Annotated in this window: 21 protein-coding genes; 11 read left to right on the top strand and 10 right to left on the bottom strand. The window is 45.0% G+C overall.

What is annotated here, in order from left to right; genetic code table 11:
* The first annotated feature begins 18 nt into the window (after nucleotides 1-18).
* A complete protein-coding gene (locus Pas1_RS05070; protein WP_112294677.1) occupies nucleotides 19-501 on the top strand; it encodes a PaaI family thioesterase in 483 nt (160 codons plus the stop codon).
* A 7-nt stretch (nucleotides 502-508) separates the two neighbouring features.
* Here the strand turns inward: Pas1_RS05070 and Pas1_RS05065 are convergent, their stop codons facing one another.
* Nucleotides 509-1,366 (bottom strand): NRDE family protein, encoded by an 858-nt coding sequence (locus tag Pas1_RS05065; RefSeq protein WP_112294676.1) that lies wholly within the window; start codon nucleotides 1,364-1,366, stop codon nucleotides 509-511.
* Between the two features lie 25 nt (nucleotides 1,367-1,391).
* Nucleotides 1,392-2,393: a CAF17-like 4Fe-4S cluster assembly/insertion protein YgfZ gene (gene ygfZ, locus Pas1_RS05060; protein ID WP_225971583.1), complete on the bottom strand. Its 1,002-nt coding sequence runs from the start codon at nucleotides 2,391-2,393 to the stop codon at nucleotides 1,392-1,394.
* A gap of 17 nt (nucleotides 2,394-2,410) precedes the next feature.
* On the opposite strand from ygfZ, the gene mltG reads away from it, so the two are divergent.
* The 6 genes from mltG (at nucleotide 2,411) to Pas1_RS05030 (ending at nucleotide 7,329) form a co-directional block, all read left to right on the top strand.
* On the top strand, nucleotides 2,411-3,481 hold the full coding sequence (gene mltG, locus Pas1_RS05055; RefSeq protein WP_112295171.1) for an endolytic transglycosylase MltG: 1,071 nt from the start codon (nucleotides 2,411-2,413) through the stop codon (nucleotides 3,479-3,481).
* A 5-nt stretch (nucleotides 3,482-3,486) separates the two neighbouring features.
* A complete protein-coding gene (tmk, locus tag Pas1_RS05050; protein ID WP_112294674.1) occupies nucleotides 3,487-4,128 on the top strand; it encodes a dTMP kinase in 642 nt (213 codons plus the stop codon).
* A 3-nt stretch (nucleotides 4,129-4,131) separates the two neighbouring features.
* The gene (locus Pas1_RS05045) at nucleotides 4,132-5,268 is read left to right on the top strand and encodes a DNA polymerase III subunit delta' (RefSeq protein WP_112294673.1); all 1,137 of its coding nucleotides are present in this window, start codon (nucleotides 4,132-4,134) and stop codon (nucleotides 5,266-5,268) included.
* An 11-nt stretch (nucleotides 5,269-5,279) separates the two neighbouring features.
* On the top strand, nucleotides 5,280-6,068 hold the full coding sequence (locus tag Pas1_RS05040) for a TatD family hydrolase (RefSeq protein ID WP_112294672.1): 789 nt from the start codon (nucleotides 5,280-5,282) through the stop codon (nucleotides 6,066-6,068).
* Nucleotides 6,065-6,757 (top strand): ankyrin repeat domain-containing protein, encoded by a 693-nt coding sequence (locus Pas1_RS05035; protein WP_112294671.1) that lies wholly within the window; start codon nucleotides 6,065-6,067, stop codon nucleotides 6,755-6,757. Before Pas1_RS05040 ends, Pas1_RS05035 begins: the two co-directional genes overlap by 4 nt.
* A gap of 65 nt (nucleotides 6,758-6,822) precedes the next feature.
* Entirely contained in the window at nucleotides 6,823-7,329 is a 507-nt protein-coding gene (locus Pas1_RS05030; protein WP_112203969.1) for an ion channel, read from the top strand.
* A gap of 3 nt (nucleotides 7,330-7,332) precedes the next feature.
* Here the strand turns inward: Pas1_RS05030 and Pas1_RS05025 are convergent, their stop codons facing one another.
* From Pas1_RS05025 to hyi, 5 genes are all read right to left on the bottom strand, one after another.
* Complete coding sequence (locus tag Pas1_RS05025; RefSeq protein WP_404824866.1) at nucleotides 7,333-7,923, bottom strand: HNH endonuclease; 591 nt, start codon at nucleotides 7,921-7,923, stop codon at nucleotides 7,333-7,335.
* A gap of 99 nt (nucleotides 7,924-8,022) precedes the next feature.
* Nucleotides 8,023-8,610, bottom strand: coding sequence for a YqiA/YcfP family alpha/beta fold hydrolase (locus Pas1_RS05020; protein WP_112203971.1), 588 nt, complete (start codon nucleotides 8,608-8,610; stop codon nucleotides 8,023-8,025).
* 22 nt (nucleotides 8,611-8,632) lie between these two features.
* The gene (gene glxR / locus Pas1_RS05015) at nucleotides 8,633-9,532 is read right to left on the bottom strand and encodes a 2-hydroxy-3-oxopropionate reductase (RefSeq protein WP_112203973.1); all 900 of its coding nucleotides are present in this window, start codon (nucleotides 9,530-9,532) and stop codon (nucleotides 8,633-8,635) included.
* A 134-nt stretch (nucleotides 9,533-9,666) separates the two neighbouring features.
* Nucleotides 9,667-10,608: a 2-keto-3-deoxygluconate permease gene (locus Pas1_RS05010; RefSeq protein ID WP_112203975.1), complete on the bottom strand. Its 942-nt coding sequence runs from the start codon at nucleotides 10,606-10,608 to the stop codon at nucleotides 9,667-9,669.
* Between the two features lie 207 nt (nucleotides 10,609-10,815).
* Nucleotides 10,816-11,595 carry a hydroxypyruvate isomerase gene (gene hyi / locus Pas1_RS05005; protein ID WP_112294670.1) on the bottom strand — a complete coding sequence of 260 codons (780 nt, stop codon included), beginning with the start codon at nucleotides 11,593-11,595 and terminating at the stop codon, nucleotides 10,816-10,818.
* A 127-nt stretch (nucleotides 11,596-11,722) separates the two neighbouring features.
* On the opposite strand from hyi, the gene Pas1_RS05000 reads away from it, so the two are divergent.
* Together Pas1_RS05000 and Pas1_RS04995 are read left to right on the top strand one after the other, a co-directional pair.
* Nucleotides 11,723-12,319 (top strand): hypothetical protein, encoded by a 597-nt coding sequence (locus tag Pas1_RS05000; protein WP_112203979.1) that lies wholly within the window; start codon nucleotides 11,723-11,725, stop codon nucleotides 12,317-12,319.
* Between the two features lie 31 nt (nucleotides 12,320-12,350).
* Nucleotides 12,351-13,193: a M48 family metallopeptidase gene (locus Pas1_RS04995; protein ID WP_204881686.1), complete on the top strand. Its 843-nt coding sequence runs from the start codon at nucleotides 12,351-12,353 to the stop codon at nucleotides 13,191-13,193.
* On the opposite strand, the gene Pas1_RS04990 is transcribed toward Pas1_RS04995, so the two are convergent.
* Both Pas1_RS04990 and Pas1_RS04985 read right to left on the bottom strand, forming a co-directional pair.
* Nucleotides 13,190-13,441 carry a hypothetical protein gene (locus tag Pas1_RS04990; protein ID WP_112294669.1) on the bottom strand — a complete coding sequence of 84 codons (252 nt, stop codon included), beginning with the start codon at nucleotides 13,439-13,441 and terminating at the stop codon, nucleotides 13,190-13,192. The two genes, Pas1_RS04995 and Pas1_RS04990, sit on opposite strands and share 4 nt — an antisense overlap.
* Before the next feature lie 66 nt (nucleotides 13,442-13,507).
* Nucleotides 13,508-13,963, bottom strand: coding sequence for a DUF4118 domain-containing protein (locus Pas1_RS04985; RefSeq protein WP_112294668.1), 456 nt, complete (start codon nucleotides 13,961-13,963; stop codon nucleotides 13,508-13,510).
* A gap of 45 nt (nucleotides 13,964-14,008) precedes the next feature.
* Between Pas1_RS04985 and Pas1_RS04980 the strand changes: the two genes are divergently transcribed.
* Together Pas1_RS04980 and Pas1_RS04975 are read left to right on the top strand one after the other, a co-directional pair.
* On the top strand, nucleotides 14,009-14,887 hold the full coding sequence (locus Pas1_RS04980) for an alpha/beta hydrolase (RefSeq protein ID WP_112294667.1): 879 nt from the start codon (nucleotides 14,009-14,011) through the stop codon (nucleotides 14,885-14,887).
* 6 nt (nucleotides 14,888-14,893) lie between these two features.
* Nucleotides 14,894-16,117: a TolC family protein gene (locus Pas1_RS04975; RefSeq protein WP_112209209.1), complete on the top strand. Its 1,224-nt coding sequence runs from the start codon at nucleotides 14,894-14,896 to the stop codon at nucleotides 16,115-16,117.
* Here the strand turns inward: Pas1_RS04975 and Pas1_RS04970 are convergent.
* The gene (locus Pas1_RS04970) at nucleotides 16,104-16,529 is read right to left on the bottom strand and encodes a hypothetical protein (RefSeq protein WP_112294666.1); all 426 of its coding nucleotides are present in this window, start codon (nucleotides 16,527-16,529) and stop codon (nucleotides 16,104-16,106) included. The genes Pas1_RS04975 and Pas1_RS04970 overlap by 14 nt on opposite strands.
* Nucleotides 16,530-16,626 lie beyond the last annotated feature (97 nt).

The following is a 16,626-nucleotide window of genomic DNA, read 5'->3' as shown; positions in this document are numbered from 1 at the left end:
AAGCTTAAAATCAAGCCTATGACAACGCCATTACAAACTCAGACTTCCACCCAGCTAGCCAATTTGGGTGAGGAATTGAACGTCCCATTTTTAAAGTTATTGGGTGTTCGCCTTCTCAGTGCAGAAATGGGCAAGGGTGAAATTTTGCTGGCACTTAAGCCTGAGCATAAAAATACTTGGGAGGTTGCGCATGGTGGTGTTTTGCTGACCTTGATGGATGTGGCTATGGCAGTTGCAGCACGCTCGGCAGATCCTGGAGATCGTAGCGTTGTTACGATTGAATTGAAGAATAACTTTATGCAAGCGGCCAATGGAATCTTGCGCGTGAATGCTGAGACGGTTCGTCATACTGCCACAATGGCATTTTGCGAAGCGAAGTTATATAACGATCATGGTGAAGTCTGCTGTATGGCAACGGGGACATTCAAATACTTGAAACGCTTGCCAACTCGCAATGCCACAGGTGAAAAAGTCATCAACGACGACCTACGTTGGGAATAGTCCCGAACTAAACCGATAAATTGGAACCCGGTGCATTGCTCAGGACACCCGTGATGACATCATGCCCTATGGTTCCATTGGCATCAAAGCGACGTTCCACCATTTCAAAAGAACCATCTTTGCGGACTCTGAGTAGAGAGCTCGAACGAGTGCCGTACGAAGAAGTTTTAACAAACGCAGGAGAGAGCGCTTTCTCCCAATCTTTGCTTACACCAGTACTAGGCAATTCATGATCACTGGCTTCATGGGTGTCTGCCAGTAAACGTAAGTACTGGTCGGCATTCTTCAAACCACCATGATCCATTGCTAAAGTTTGTGCAAAGGCTGCTACACGATGATTTACCTTAGGCCAAGGTGTATCAAGCATGGCATTTGATAGGCCATAAACACCAGGCGTCAAAGGATTTTCAGGAAATACCTTGCGGGGACGAATCTGCTGACCCATCATGAGACGATTACTAACCCAGTGCATCTCCGCATTTGCAGGATTGCTGAAATCAGCCATCAATAGATTAAAGCCGTTGTATTGATCGAATCGCTTTGCATGAGTTTGAATAAATTCCTGGGGACGATCCTTGCCTGCAAGAAACATCAGGGACAGCTCACCACGGGTTCGCGTATCAGGTCGTTTTTCGCTTGGAGCTCTGACATTCGTTAAAGCAGCAAAGCGACCGGTTTTTGTGAAGCCTAGCCATGTACCAGGGCTGCCAAGAACATCTGCGCTATCTCTGCCCGCTAAGACGTCGGGATGCTCCGGCCACCAATGCATTGCTTGAGTGTCACGCTCATAAAATTCATCACGGTTTGCCGCTACTACCAAAGGGTAGTCAGGATGGGATTTCCAGGCAAAAAGAATTAGGCACATACTGGCGAGATCAAAAGTTTAGAAATTAGATTTCAATCAATGGGTAAGGTAATGGATCTATTTTTAACACAGGTCCATCTGCGCCTCCCAAATGAATTTCCCCTTTTTCGAGCGCCTCAAGCTTAAGCTCGACTTGGAGGTCAATTCTGTTGGGGTTGGATGGGTTTTTTGCTGAGAGTACGACCATGCCGGCCGGCTGATTTGGGTCGCTTGCATGAAATAGTTCTGTAGCGGGGCCGCAATGAATAACATCAGCATCCCCGCTTAGGAAGTGTGCCAAATGGAGGCGCCGTTTAATCACACCACGATATTGGCTTCTGGCAACGATTTCTTGACCTGGATAGCAACCCTTTTTGAAATCCACACCATCAACCGATTCAAAATTGATCATTTGTGGCACAAACTGCTCTTGGGTTGCCAGAACAATTCTGGGAATGCCGCTAATAACTTCAAGATCATTCCAAATCTCCAAGACTTCACTATGAGTAGCGTCGTAATGCGCTTGTTTTGGCTTAGCCGAAACAATGCGCTGAGTATTGCGGCTCTCAACACCTAGCTCTGGAAGTTGCAAGGCTATTTCATCAGAGGCAGAAAGATATTGAGCTTGTGCATCCTGATTGAGCTTGCCTTCAATCATCCAATGATCAGAGACGTCGGTGACTTTGACTTTAGATCTCAACACATACATGCCCAAACGCTTTGCAGTACTCCCCGCAATATCTTTTGAGATAAATAAGTAATAGCGTTTCACTTCACTGGACTCTACTGGGTATGTTTGCAGAGCCAGCCAAGCGCTAGCCAATAGACGCCCTTTAGGACTGCAGTAACCAACTAAGCGCACTTGATTATTGCCCTGGGCGACTTCAGTATCTTTCACAGACTGCATACCTAAAACTGTATTTGTCAGCTGGTTTTGGAGAAACTGCTCTGAATCAGGACCTTCCACTAGGATAAGACCCCAGCCTGATAGGGGGGTAGACTCCCAAGCGCCAGAGTTTTGTGTTTTTGTAGTGGAAATTGTGTTCACGCTTTTATCATAGCGTGATGAGTCAAAAATTTCAGAAAATGAATTTATTAAACCTAAAAAAGCAGCCAAGCTGGGTGTTATGGCTGCTTGGCGCATGTGCAGCCCTGTTGATGATTTTCTATGCTGCCATCTTCCTCGTCACAGTTGTGCCAGCAAATTCAAATTTCGCAGCTACCTCAGGCTACAAAGTCAAAATTCAGCCTAAATCTGGGCTTAGTAATATTGCCAGGCAAATGCAGGAGCAGGGCCTTTCAGTCAACCCCTTAGTTTTACAAATTAGTGCCCGAGCTCTATTTGTGGGCTCAAGATTAAAGCCAGGCACCTATCTTTTTCCACTTGATGCAGGGTTGGGAAGAATCTTATTGCAGATGGCTAGGGGGGATCGTGTCAAAGAGAGCGTTGCCATTATTCCAGGTATGACCATTTGGCAAGTCAGAGCTTTGATTGATGCGCATCCAGCTTTGATCCATCAAACACGATCCATGAGTTCAAAAGTGTTACTAGCTCAGTTGCATTTGGCTTATCCCAGTTTAGAGGGGGCATTTTTCCCAGATACTTATGTTTTTGATCCCGAGGAGCTTGATATCGTGATTTATCAGCGAGCAGCTCAAGCAATGCAAAAACAACTTTTATCTGCCTGGTCTGAAAAGACTATCAACAGCCCGCTGAAGACACCTTATGAGCTCCTCATATTGGCTTCCATCATCGAAAAAGAAACCGGGAGGCCCAGCGATCGAAATTTAATTGCCGCAGTATTTCTAAACCGCCTTAAACAAGGCATGAAGCTACAGACGGATCCGACCGTGATTTACGGTATAGGCCCTAAATTTGATGGAAATTTACGTAAAGCCGACTTGAGCAGGAGCAGTCCCTACAATACCTATATGCATATAGGTTTACCCCCCACGCCAATTTCAATGCCAAGTAAGGAGTCTTTACTTGCGGCCGTTGCGCCTGCTGATAGCAAGGCACTCTTTTTTGTTGCAAGGGGTGATGGCACTAGCCATTTCTCTACAACCCTCTCCGAACATGAATCAGCCGTTGATCAATATCAGCGCAAGAAAACATCCCCAATTCAACAACATTAAGTAATATGACGACTACTTCTAATCCGGGATATTTTATTAGCTTCGAAGGGATTGATGGGGCAGGCAAGAGTACACACATCGATGCTTTTGCTAAGCTGATGAAAGAACGTTTTCCTAATCGCGAAGTTGTTTTGACTCGAGAGCCTGGCGGGACAGCATTAGGGGAGCAATTGCGTCAGCTGCTATTAAATGCCCCCATGAATCTAGAGACCGAGGCATTACTCATGTTTGCGGCGCGGCGTGAGCACCTAATCCAAATCATTGAGCCCGCCTTATTGGCTGGGAAAATAGTCATCTCTGATCGTTTTACAGACGCGAGCTTTGCTTACCAAGGCGGCGGTCGAGGTCTGAGTCTTGATAAATTAAATACGCTTGAGAAATGGGTCCAAGGTAAATCTGATCAGACTATTTTGCAACCGAATCTCACGATTCTCTTTGACCTACCTGGATCCGTTGCAGAGGCTCGACGCTCCAAAGTGCGAGCTCCAGATAAATTTGAAAAAATGGACCTGGATTTCTTTGAACGTGTACGTCAAGAGTACTTACGTCGGGCAAAGAATGATATGAAACGTTTTCATATTGTTGATGCCACCCAAACGCAAGAGGTCATTTGGCGTGATCTAGAGCTACTCAAACTGCCAATCTAGCCGATGCTGAATTCATCTACCGATATTGCCGCGCCTAGCATTCCGCCTTGGCTTGAGCCTTTATGGAATAGTGTGGACCTGCAGAATTTTCCACATGCCGTTTTAGTTCATGGTCAGTCTGGTATCGGTAAGTTTGAATTTGCTATTGAATTAGCCAAGGCGCTACTTTGTGAATCGACTGCCACCTCTAAGCCCTGCAATGCTTGTGAGGCCTGTCATTGGTTTGATTCTGGAAATCATCCCGACTTCATTGCTCTCGCACCTGAAACCCATCAAAAAAGATTACCCAAATCAGATTTAGATTTAGATGCGGAGGCGCCGAAGAAAAAAACGGCAAGTGCTGATGATGAAGAAGCATCCGATAAAAAAGAAAAGAAAAATATAGCAATTGAGGATGCTCGAAAAGCCATTGAAGGCCTCTCTATTGGAACGCATCGCGGTGGTAATCGGGTGATCCTAATTTACCCCCTAGAGTCCTTGCGCCCAGACTCTGCTAATACATTACTAAAGTCTCTTGAAGAGCCGCCTGCTCAGACCATATTTCTTCTACTGGCTGATCGTCTTGAGAGAGTGCTGCCTACCATTCGCTCTCGCTGTCGTTTAATTGCAGCCCCAAGACCTGATCGAGAAACGGGTTTATCGTGGTTAAAGGATCGAGTGTCCAAAGCAACTGGTGGAAAGTTAAACGAGGATGAGCTTCAAACTATTTATGACGAACAGGGCGGTGCACCGTTCTCAGTTTTTAATTCTCTGCTTGCCAGATACCATCAAGATGATAAAGATGAACTCTCGATTGCGATACAAGCCTCCAGAATTTTGCTACAGGGCTTATCTCAAGGAAGCCGTATTAATTCTTTAGAGCTTGCTGAAAAAATTCATAAATCACCGATGGGACCCTTGCTCACTTCAGCACAACGATGGGTTGCCGATCTGCTGGCAGTTATAGAAGGGGGCAATGCTCGCTATTTTCCTAAGCATCAGCCAGGCATTCTCACTTTGAGCAAGCAAGCCCGCCTAGCTAAATTACTCCGTTTTTGGAAACTTTTGACAATCACTCGTCGTCACGAAAACCACCCTTTGGCAAATCGGGTTCAGTTGGAAGCTTTGCTTTCTCAGTATCAACAGATCTTTGAAGATTAAAATCACAGTCTATGTTCATAGACTCACACTGCCATCTCGATTTCCCGGAGTTTCAATCCAGACTGCCTGAGGTTTTAAGCAATATGGAGAAAGCCAATGTCCAGCATGCATTGTGTGTTTCGGTCGACTTGCCGGATTTCCCCAAAGTACTCAAGTTGGCCGAGGACCATACTCATCTTTATGCCTCGGTTGGAGTCCATCCAGACTACGAAGACACGCCCGAGCCCAGTTTTGAGTTTTTAGTAGAGACTGCAAAACACCCCAAAATTGTTGCTATTGGCGAAACTGGCTTGGATTATTACCGGATGGGCGACCGCAGCTATGAATCTATGGAGTGGCAACGCGAGCGTTTTAGAACCCATATTAGGGCCGCCATAGCTTCTAAACGCCCGCTAATCATCCATACCCGCTCCGCCTCTGCTGATACCCTCAGAATTCTCCAGGAGGAGGGCGCTAGCAAGATTGGCGGGGTAATGCATTGCTTTACTGAGAGCCTAGAAGTAGCTCAAGCAGCCATGGAAATGGGCTTTTTTATCTCCTTTTCAGGGATTGTGACCTTTAAAAGCGCGAAAGACCTCCAAGAGACGTGTCGTCAGGTCCCGCTCGATAAATTGCTAATTGAGACAGACTCGCCTTATTTGGCACCGGTCCCATATCGCGGCAAGACCAATGAGCCCGCATGGGTTGCCCAAGTGGGCGAGTTTGTGGCGGATTTAAAAGGGGTTTCTGTAGAGCGACTCGCTAAACAAACTTATGATAACTTTTTTGAATGTTTTCAGATAGATAGGGCATTTTCTTGAACATACGCTTGAAGTTATTTTATGCGCTTATCGCACTTAGTTTTTGCCTAGTTGGTGCAGCCAATAGTCAAACACCGTCTCAAATAGCGGATTTCACTAAGGCGGCCAAGTTTGATGATCTGTCTGAGGTTAAAGATCTTGTTAAAGCGGGCGTAAACGTCAATACGACGGATCCCTATGGCGATCCTATGCTGGTATTGGCCGTTAAAGAAAAGTCGCTCAAAGTGTTCGATTATTTACTCTCAAGCCCTGAAATTAACGTTAACAAAGCCAATTCCTATGGCGAAACCCCACTGATGATGGCTTCAATTAATGGGGATCTGGAAATGGTCAAGACTCTTGTTGAAAGCAAGAAAGCGGCTGTAAATAAGAGTGGATGGAATCCATTACTGTATGCCTGTTCAAAAGGCCGACTAGATGTAGCCAAGTATTTAGTCCAGCATGGTTCTGACGTTAATTCCGTCAGCCCAAATGGGAGTACGCCATTAATGATGGCCGCCATGTCTGGCAATGAATATGTTGTTAAATACTTGCTTGACCAAGGCGCTGACTTAAGAATGCGTAATTCTTTGGGCTACAGTGCGATTGATATGGCCGCACAGTATGACCATCCTTGGATAGAAGAAGGCTTGATATCGCGCTGGCAAAAGCTTTATAAAGAGCCATATCCAGGGCGTTCCAGGACCTAGTTTCATCATTGAGCCACAATCCATTATGCGTATAATCATTATTATGTCAAATAAGATATTTAACCATGAATATTGAAATACTCCACTCCCTTGAGAGCTTCAAAACTGTCTATAACCAAGTTGTACAAGAATCAGGCAACAGCGATATCTGGATCATTGCTTTGGCTACAGCGGTGACATTGGCCATTCATAGCTTCATTGTTCTTGCTATAGCAGGTGTATTTCACAATCTAGATAAAAAGATGAAGGATCGCCATATTTATGGGGGTAATTTCGTCGCTTACTTCGTGGCAGTTATGCTGATTGTTTTGAGCCACTTATTACAAATCATGACCTGGACTTATATTTGCCTGGCCTTTGAAGTTTTACCAGACAGCGCTAAAACGTTCTTCTTTGCTGGAGAGATGTACACCACCGTTGGATATGGAAATTATCACTTGAGCAATAAATGGGAAATACTCCCTATTTTTATCGCCTTTACTGGACTATTTGCTGTATCGACTTCGGGCGCGGCACTCTACTCAATGATGGGCGCCCTTGTAGACCGAGGCAATAATGGGAATAAACCTTAGCTTTTAATCCCAGTGGACCCCTACGCGTTTCAAGCTATCTAATAAGCGGCTGTTTTTAGGTAAGTTGGCTGCTAGAAAATCCATCTGATCGGCAAGAATATTCCTGCCCTTGAGGATCATGTCCTCATACAAGCTAGGCATATAGGGGGCATAAAGGAGGCTCATACCTGCATTTTCAGGTGTCCGGTTGCCCTTCCTTTGATTGCATGGCCGGCAAGAAATTACCAAATTCATCCAAGAGTATTTACCGCCGCGACTGTTGGGAACAATATGCTCTGCTTCCGCATCGCCCTCGTGAATGCGTTCCCCGCAGTATGCGCACAAACCTCGATCGCGCCGGAATAACTTTCGCTTGGTGATGCCAGGAATGACATCAAAGAGATTAATTTTTGCTGAACCTTTTACGGCGATGATCGAATGCAGCTCAATAACAGATTGAAGCCCTGTTGCACGGGAGATTCCGCCACGCATTTTTAGAATGGGGTCGCCAAGGGTCCAAAGCACACTGTTATCAGCGTAATGTTTGGTAGCTTCCTCTGCATTGACCCAGCACTGAGGGATACCCCCAGCATCTAATTTCAAAATGCTCAGCACAACCTCTCCTTTCTAGACTATGGCGTTTTAGCCGCTAGTCGTTTGATTCATCTTACCGAAGAATCATGACCGAAGCAATACAGCTGGCCAAAGGAAAGTTTATGCGGCAATAAAGCGTATAACCTCAGGCAAATGCTCTGCATATTCAGAGATGCCATGGTCGCTGCCCTCGAGAATAAGATGCCTTGCTCCTGGATAAAAATCAACCATTTCTTGCCAATCCAAAAGCTCGTCGCCCTTTGCTGCGATTAAAAAATAGCGATCCGGATGACTAATATGATCCACTTGCAGAGCCTTTAATTGATCAATGTATTCAGGACGAAAATCAAAAGGCTCATCACTATCGTAGGCTGTCATCATTCCAACATGGGGAGCCAATTCCCGGGCAGCATAGACTGCAGGATTTAAAACAATCGCTTTTGCTTGGTATTTTTCTGCCAGGTAGTTGGTATAAAAGCCACCCAAAGAGGAGCCAATGATCACCAATCGGTCTGCGCTGCTGTGATCGATATGCTTGGTCACCATGTCCATACTGAGTTTTGGTGAAGCCAGTAGTTGTGGGCAATACCACTCATAAGGGTGGCTAGGGGATGATATCAATTCAATCCCCTGCCCTGTCATAACGGCTTTGCTAGACCTCGGCGATGAACGAAAGCCATGTAAATAGACAACCAGAGTAGATGGCATCGCTTATCAAGTAACAGGTTAATTAAGCTTTCTGACCGATTTCGAAGTTGGCGAGCTTCTCTAAGGCCTTAACCATTGCTGAGTGATCCCACGCCTTACCACCATATGCAGCACAAGAATTAAATAAAGCTTGTGCAGTAGCGGTATTTGGCAGTGAAACACCCAGTTCCTTGGCGCTATTGAGGGCCAAGTTTAAATCCTTTTGATGGAGTTCAATTCTGAAGCCAGGATCAAATGTTCTTTTGACCATGCGTTCGCCATGAACTTCCAAAATTTTGGAGCTAGCAAAACCACCCATAAGTGCTTGGCGAACTTTTGCTGGATCAGCGCCCGCCTTAGCAGCAAATAAGAGCGCCTCGCCCACTGCCTCGATGTTCAAGGCAACAATAATTTGATTGGCGACCTTAGCGGTTTGACCATCACCGTTGCCGCCAACTAGATTAATATTTTTACCCATGAGCTCAAAAATTGGCTTAATGCGCTCAAACACTTTTTCATCACCACCAACCATAATCGATAGCGTTGCATTTTTAGCGCCAACCTCACCACCGGATACTGGGGCATCTAAGTAATCACAGCCTAAAGCATTAATCTTTTTGGCAAATTCCTTAGTCTGAATTGGTGAGATCGAACTCATATCTACAACAATCTTGCCCTTAGATAGGCCAGAGGCAATACCATGTTCACCAAACAAGACTTTTTCAACATCAGGTGTATCGGGCACCATCGTAAAAATAATATCGGCATGTTGAGCAACTTCAGCGGGTGTTTTGCATTGTGTAGCAGCAGATTGAGCAATGTCATCGGGAACCTTACTTCTCGTAGTAACAAATACATCATGCCCAGCTTTAATTAAATGCCCTGCCATAGGAGCGCCCATAATTCCTAGACCAACAAAGCCTAACTTTAATTTATTGCTCATTTCTGGAAACCTCTTCTAATTTGTGGGAAAAAATCTGCTTTAGGTGGGTATTTTAGTGCCATCGCTGCACAAGCGGGATGAAAAAAGCGCAAGATAGTTAGTCTTGCGCTCATGAAACACCGAGAAAGCCAGTCTTATTGTGTTTCAGCCTTCTTTTTATTTTGACGGTAAATAAATGCCGTCAAAATTGGAGTAAGAACAGCTGTGACGATTACAGAAGCCGCTACCTGAATTGTGGCGATTGGGGCAATCGCAGCAAAGGTAGGATCCGCGAGCGCAACTGCTTGGGGCGTGCCGGTCGCATTGCCTGCTGTACTTGAGGCTGCCGCACCGGCAACTCCAGAGCCACCCAATAAGCGATCAGCAAGAATACAAACAATACCTGTAATGACCAAAACGGAGAGGCCAAGCAATATTCCGGGGAGACCAGCCGTTGTTACGGCTGAAAGATTAATACCCTGCCCTAGTGTGAAGGCCATAAAAGGAATGATGATTGGCTCATGTTTACCAAAGAACTCGCGCAAATCTGAATCAAGATTACCCAGAATTGCTCCTGCAATAATTGGTGCGATCACAGAGAACATAGTCAACCAAGGAATGACGGCCAAGCCAGCGCCCACCAAAACCAACATTGTCAGGAAGGGGCCCGTTTCAATACTTTGAGGAACATAGGTTCCAGCATCCTCTTTATTCCCGAAAGTGCTGGTTAATGCTAGAAACATGCCGCCATTGGTATCGTTCATAGCAGCTAATACTGCTAGAGTCGTTAGACCAATGATGTCACCATTAAAGAAGTGGGCAATGCCGAGCGCAACTACGATTGCAATACCCACTTTTGCGAACATGATGCCGAAGCCACGCTTAAGCATCGTTGGCGCTGCATTGAGGGTCATTTTGGTACCCACAGTAAAGAGGTACATCGCTAAAAAGGTTGGATAGCCTTGATTGGTAAGCGCTTGAGTAAAGCCACCAATCTTCATGGCATTTGGTGCAAACGTATTGAGGAGCATACCGATAAACAGTGGCACAACCATCAACCCACCCGGCACCTTATTAATCGCTTGATAAATTTTCATGTAAACAACCCTTTACTTTAAATAGATTTATATCAAAGGCAAAAGCCTTATTGTTATTCTTCATAGATGCAGCTCGAGTAAAAAACTCCCCTGCATATCTATTAAATAGGCTTTGTACAGCATTGTTTATTGATTTAGGTCAATGCCTAGAGAAAACACCTAGTAAATATATAGTTTTTTTAGTGCAACGCAATAACTATGTTGAAACTACTTTAGTTGCTTAGTCATCCAACTCAGACCGCTTAAAGTGTCGGTAGCTGGCTTGTATTCACAGCCAACCCAACCCTTGTAGCCAATCTTTTCTAAAAAACGAAATAAGAATGGGTAATTGATTTCTCCAGTGCCGGGCTCATTACGCCCAGGGTTGTCAGCTAATTGCATGTGTGCAATCCGATGAAAGTATTTTGTGATGGTATTGGCCAATTCTCCTTCCATGCGTTGAGCATGATAGATATCGTATTGAAGGAAAAGATTATCTGCCCCTACCTCATCCAAAATGCTGATGGCTTGCTGAGTGCTGCACAAGTAAAAGCCGGGGATATCGTATTCATTGATTGGTTCAACGAGTAATTTGAGGTGATTCTTTTTGAGCTCAGCAGCTGCGAAACGAAGATTGTTTACGAAAGTTTGATGTAGCAGCTTGTGATCAACGCCAGCGGGAACTTTGCCAGCTAAGCAATTTAATTGACCAACACCCAATATGCCCGCATAACGAATTGCTTCTGCTACACCAGTCTTGAACTCTTCAATACGATCTGGCAGACAAGCAATACCTCTCTCCCCGCCATCCCAATTACCAGCCGGGAGGTTATGTAAAACTAGTTTTAAATGATATTGATCCAGCTTAGCCTTAATATCTTCGGCTGGTATGCCGTAGGGAAATAAAAACTCTACAGCCTTAAATCCTGCTTTGGAGGCCTGTTCAAACCGATCTAAAAATGGGAATTCGTTGAACAGCATAGTGAGATTGGCAGCGAACTGAATCATAAAGACTTTCAAAAATGTAGAAATAAAGAGATTTGATCTTATCAAAGAAAGGGGTGTCCGATAAAGGGGCTCATTTAAAAATGCGATAAGATCTAGAAGTACCGACTTCTCCCTTTTGAGGAATTTTATGAAAACGTATCAGAATCCCCTCACCTATTTAATAGCCTCAACTTGCTTAGTTGCTTCATTGGCGTACAGTCAGACCTCTACTCCTGCCGATAAGCCGATGGTTATTGATGCTGCAGTCACGCAGAATCAATACCAACTCTTTGAAGGTGATGTCCTTGGCATTAATTACAAAACTAGAACGATTACCTTTAAAAATAAAGATGGTGTCTCAAAGTTTGTAGCAGGCCCTGAAGTGAAAAACTTCAATCAACTCAAAAAAGGTGACCACCTCAGCCTGACCTACGAATTAGGGGTTGCGATTGAATTAATTAAAACAAAAAGTGATGGCGTCCGTAGCAAAGTAGAAACCAGTACTTTGACAGAGACCAAGGGTGATAAACCCTCAGAGAAATTAACCAATAAGACTACGATCATTGCCGATATTATTGCTGTCGATCGTGAAAAAAAGCTGGTGACTGTAAAAGGACCAAGCGGAAAAGTGACCACGGTTAGCGTTACCAACCCCACCCTACTCAATGATGTAAATGCAGGCGAACAGGTTAAGGTTATCTACACCGATGCAATGGCCGCCTCCATTACCCGATCCAAAAAATAATTTGTAGTAGATGTCATTCCAGGGAAATCACATGAGGCTTTTCATAAGCCTCATTTTTATTGCGTGCCTTACTGCATGTGCCAATACCACTAAACCAGGCGCTGTCGGAATCAATCGCTCACAATTTATGGTGGTGTCTTCTGCTGATGTAAATAAGCTATCAGCTATCAGCTTTGAAGAGCAAAACAAAAAGGCGAAAGAAAAGAATATTCTGATAACGACTGGCCCGACCTACGAACGCTTAAAACAAGTGGCGAATCGATTAATCCCCCAGACGACAGTTTTTAGAGACGATACCAAGGGCTGGGAATGGCAGTTAAGTTTGATCCAGTCCAATACGCTCAACGCAAGTTGCGCCCCCGGAGGAAAGATCACTTTTTATACCGGGATAATTGATCAACTCAACTTAACTGATGATGAAATTGCCGCCATCATGGGGCATGAGATGGCCCATGCTCTGCGTGAGCATGGTCGTGAGCGCCTATCTGAAGCTTTGGCCCAAAATGCCGTAACTAATGTTGCGCTTGCAGCTGCTGGAGCCAATTACGCCTCAGGCATAAACGCGGCTAACCAGGTTGCGCAATACGTTTTGGTATTGCCTAATTCACGACAGAATGAGTCTGAAGCAGATGCGATTGGTCTCGAGTTAGCCGCGCGAGCTGGTTATAACCCCCGTGCAGCCATCACCGTATGGCAAAAGATGCTCAAGGCCACGCAAGGCAAGAATCCACCAGAGTTTTTATCAACCCACCCTTCTGGCGAAACCAGAATTGAGCAGTTAAATGCCCTAATGCCTGCGGTGGAGCCACTCTATTTAGCGGCTACTAAGGCACCACAATCTCAGCCTGGTAAAACGATTAATAAAATGAATTAATTCTTTGCGGCTGGTGGTGTAGGAATATTGGGTCCCTGCTTTGATTTCACAGGTTGGGCACCAGGAGTAACCGGGGCAGTGGGCGCAGGTTTTACAGGCTGACTTGCAGGCCCTGAAGGACGGACGGCGCTGGAATTGCCTCCGGCAGAAGTCGGCGATTTACCAGCAAAGGGATCATAGCCAAAACCGGCCGCTTGGGCTGCAATGGACATAGAAAGACCGATAAGGATCGCTAGTAAAGACTTCATCCCAATATTCTCCCATAGGAAACCGGAATTTGCCAATATTTACCAGATATCGAGGTTTGAACCCCTTTAATCGCGTACTTCCTGCTCGCGTGCTTTTTTGAGGGAGAGGCTAGCTTGAGTTAAAAGGCGGAAATTGCTATCACTCACTTTAGAGATCAGGACAGCCTTGTAACGCTCTCGCTGGAGCCATTCCACAATCGCAACAGCGATAAACGCGATCGAAATATAAGAAATAAAAACAAAGCCGTCTTGTGGCGTTGGCATTTCATAAGAATCAAAAGGCGGTACAAAGAAGAAAAAGGCAATTGGTACAGAAAGAAAAATCGTCAACAGGCTGGGGATGAAGCCATAAAACAAGGCAATGATGATGGTGTTGAGGATAAAAAAGGTCATTGGAATATTGCCTTGCAAGAAATCATGGAGGCTATACCGTATGCTAAATGCGACAAAAACGCCGAATATTGCAAAAAAATACGCTTGGATCCCGGAATGAGCCCACCGTTTCGAATTCTTAATCTGCATAAGTAATAATGTCGTAATTAATTAATAGGCATCTAATTCGACTCAATGACATCCATAGCCGAGCAAACAGACCGATACGAGACATTCTATCAAGGTAATTCAGGCCATGCGGTAGTTTTATTGCCAGGCCTTTGCGGTTCAGAGCTGGAAATGGGCGTCATTCCCCGACTCCTAAAACAGTCAAATCACACCTATACAGTACCTAAGATCAATGGCTACTCTGCCCATACCGGCCTTTCAAACTATCAAGAGTGGATCGATAGCGTAGACCAATTTATTACTGACCTTGCCCAATCGCATAACTCTGTTTCTGTTGTTGGATTGAGTATGGGCGCGACGCTCGCTCTGGCGGTTGCAGCACGAAATAGTAAAGCTCATAGCGTGGTTGCTCTTTCCCCTGTTTTTATATTTGATGGCTGGGCAATCCCTTGGTATCACCCTTTCCTCGCCCTGGTATTTGCGTTGGGAATCCGTAATTGGCACTACAAAGAAAGAGAGCCGTTTGGCGTCAAAAACCTTGAATTAAGACGCCATATCCGAAAAGCGGTCATGGCTAATAGTGTGAGCGAGCTTGGCGCCGCCCATTTACCTGCAGTTCACCTCTATCAGTCCTTGGAGCTCATTAAGGCAACTAAAAAAGAACTCAGCTCAATAACAGCAGACGCTTTAATCATTCATGCGATTGATGACGAAACTGCATCGCCAAAGAATCCAGAAATAATCCTTAGGGGAATTTCCTCCGAAACCTGTCGAATGATTTGGCTTGGTAATTCTTACCACATGATCACTGTGGATAACGAACGAGAAGTGGTTGCAAATGAGGTCAATAATTTTATTAATCAGGCACTTGAAAAAGAAAAGATCGTTGATAGGCTTGCTGTAGACACGGCTAATCTCGTGATCAAAAATCGTTCTAGAAGTTAATTGATTATGAAAAAAATTTCTATCTCGATCTATAGCTTTCTATTCACATCATTTTTTGTAACGGGTGTCCAAGCACAGTCCTTGCCGCCTTTCAAAGTAGACAATACCCAGTATAGAAGCGTCAGTTTAGGCAACTATCTTAGCGAGCTAAACGAAGAAAATGCCAACCTCAAAATACGCAGGCTGAATATTGCCTCTGCCGACGCAAATGCTAAAGATGCTGGGATGCCCTATCTAAGTCCGATTCTTACCTATGCTCGCGGCAGTATGTATACCCAGGCTCCATATGCTGGTTATACCAACCCTGCCTCCAACACTTTGGGCGCCATGGTCACAATAGAAGGTTGGGGAAAGCGCTCTGCACGCGAAGCTCAAGCCCAAGCGGATGCCAAACGTAAATTGGCTGAGATGATTACGGAGGGCAAAGCAATTGAAACTGAAGCGATGTTTAACTATATAGACGCACTACGCACCAAACTCTTATGGCAGTCCTACCAAGAGGCGATCGATGCGCTAAATCAATATCGCGCTAGCGGATCTACTCAAGCTGCTGAGTTTATTGCTGCACAAAAGGTTCTTGCAAACGATTTGAAGTACTACTCCTATGGCATGGCCAATTTTGTTGGCAAGACAGGCTCCGAACTGATCATGCCGGTTGGCACCTTAAATATAGAAGCAAAAAACTTTAAAGTGGAAGACTTAATTGCTCGAGCTCAAGAAAATCGAGCCGATATTGCTTCAGGTCAGGCAGCTGTTGAGTCAGCAGCAGCCAATTTGGAGGTGGTCAAAGCAAGCAAAAATATTGATTTTTTACCTGGCGTTTACTATACCCAAACCCCCTCTTATGCATCCAGCGGCATCAACTATGGAACTCAACAAGCCTTTAGCTTTTTATTGAACGTCCCCCTGGGTAATGGTTTTCTGATGAATTCCGATGTAACCACTGCTGCTAATAGCCAGGCTGAGCTTGAGGTTAGCTTGATGGCAACAAAGGCCAAAATCGTGACCGAGATTAATCAGACCTATCTTCAATACCAGTCTGCAAAAGAGCGTTTGGAGGCAGCCACTAAGGCTTATAACCAAGCCAAAATGAGCAAAAATAACATCCAGGGAATTTTGCGATTTCGCGATGCGGAATATGAGCTTTTTGATGCTCGTACTGTGCATGCTAAAACTCTGATACTCTTAGAAAGACTAAGCGGCAATTTTGAAGTGCCTAATTTGCACTAGGAGCAATCATGAGACCGATTTCATTTATATCTGCGGCATTACTAGTAGCTTTCATTGGAGCAATGGGTTCCAGCGCATTAGCCGTTACAGAGACTGCAGCCCAAAAGGCTTCTGCTGCAGCCTTACTTGCCCAACAACAGGCAGCAGCTAAAGCAGCCGCAACCGCTGCGGCGGCAAAAGCAGCTGGAGCTGCAGCTGCTGCAAAAACAGCTGCAGCTGCTGCAAAAACAGCCGCCTTGAATACGGCTAGTAAAAGTACTACTTCTGTAAGCTCTTCAACCAGTAGTTCAACGACCACTTCAAGCGGTACGAGTAAATCTTCAACATCATCTACAACCTCTTTAGCAAGTACAGCCAAGACAAGCCCATCCAATGCAGTTACATCAGGCGGTACAGGCTCCTCTAAAGCCAATACCTCTTCAGGCAGTGCTAGTTCGAACGCAACTGATAGCTCTAATTATTTAAGCGCTTCGCCGACAGACAATAAAAAGTAATTTTTCAGAAATGGA

The sequence above is a fragment of the Polynucleobacter paneuropaeus genome, assembly GCF_003261235.1.
GTDB classification, from domain to species: Bacteria; Pseudomonadota; Gammaproteobacteria; order Burkholderiales; family Burkholderiaceae; genus Polynucleobacter; species Polynucleobacter paneuropaeus.
This window is presented reverse-complemented; position numbering and strand designations above follow the sequence as displayed.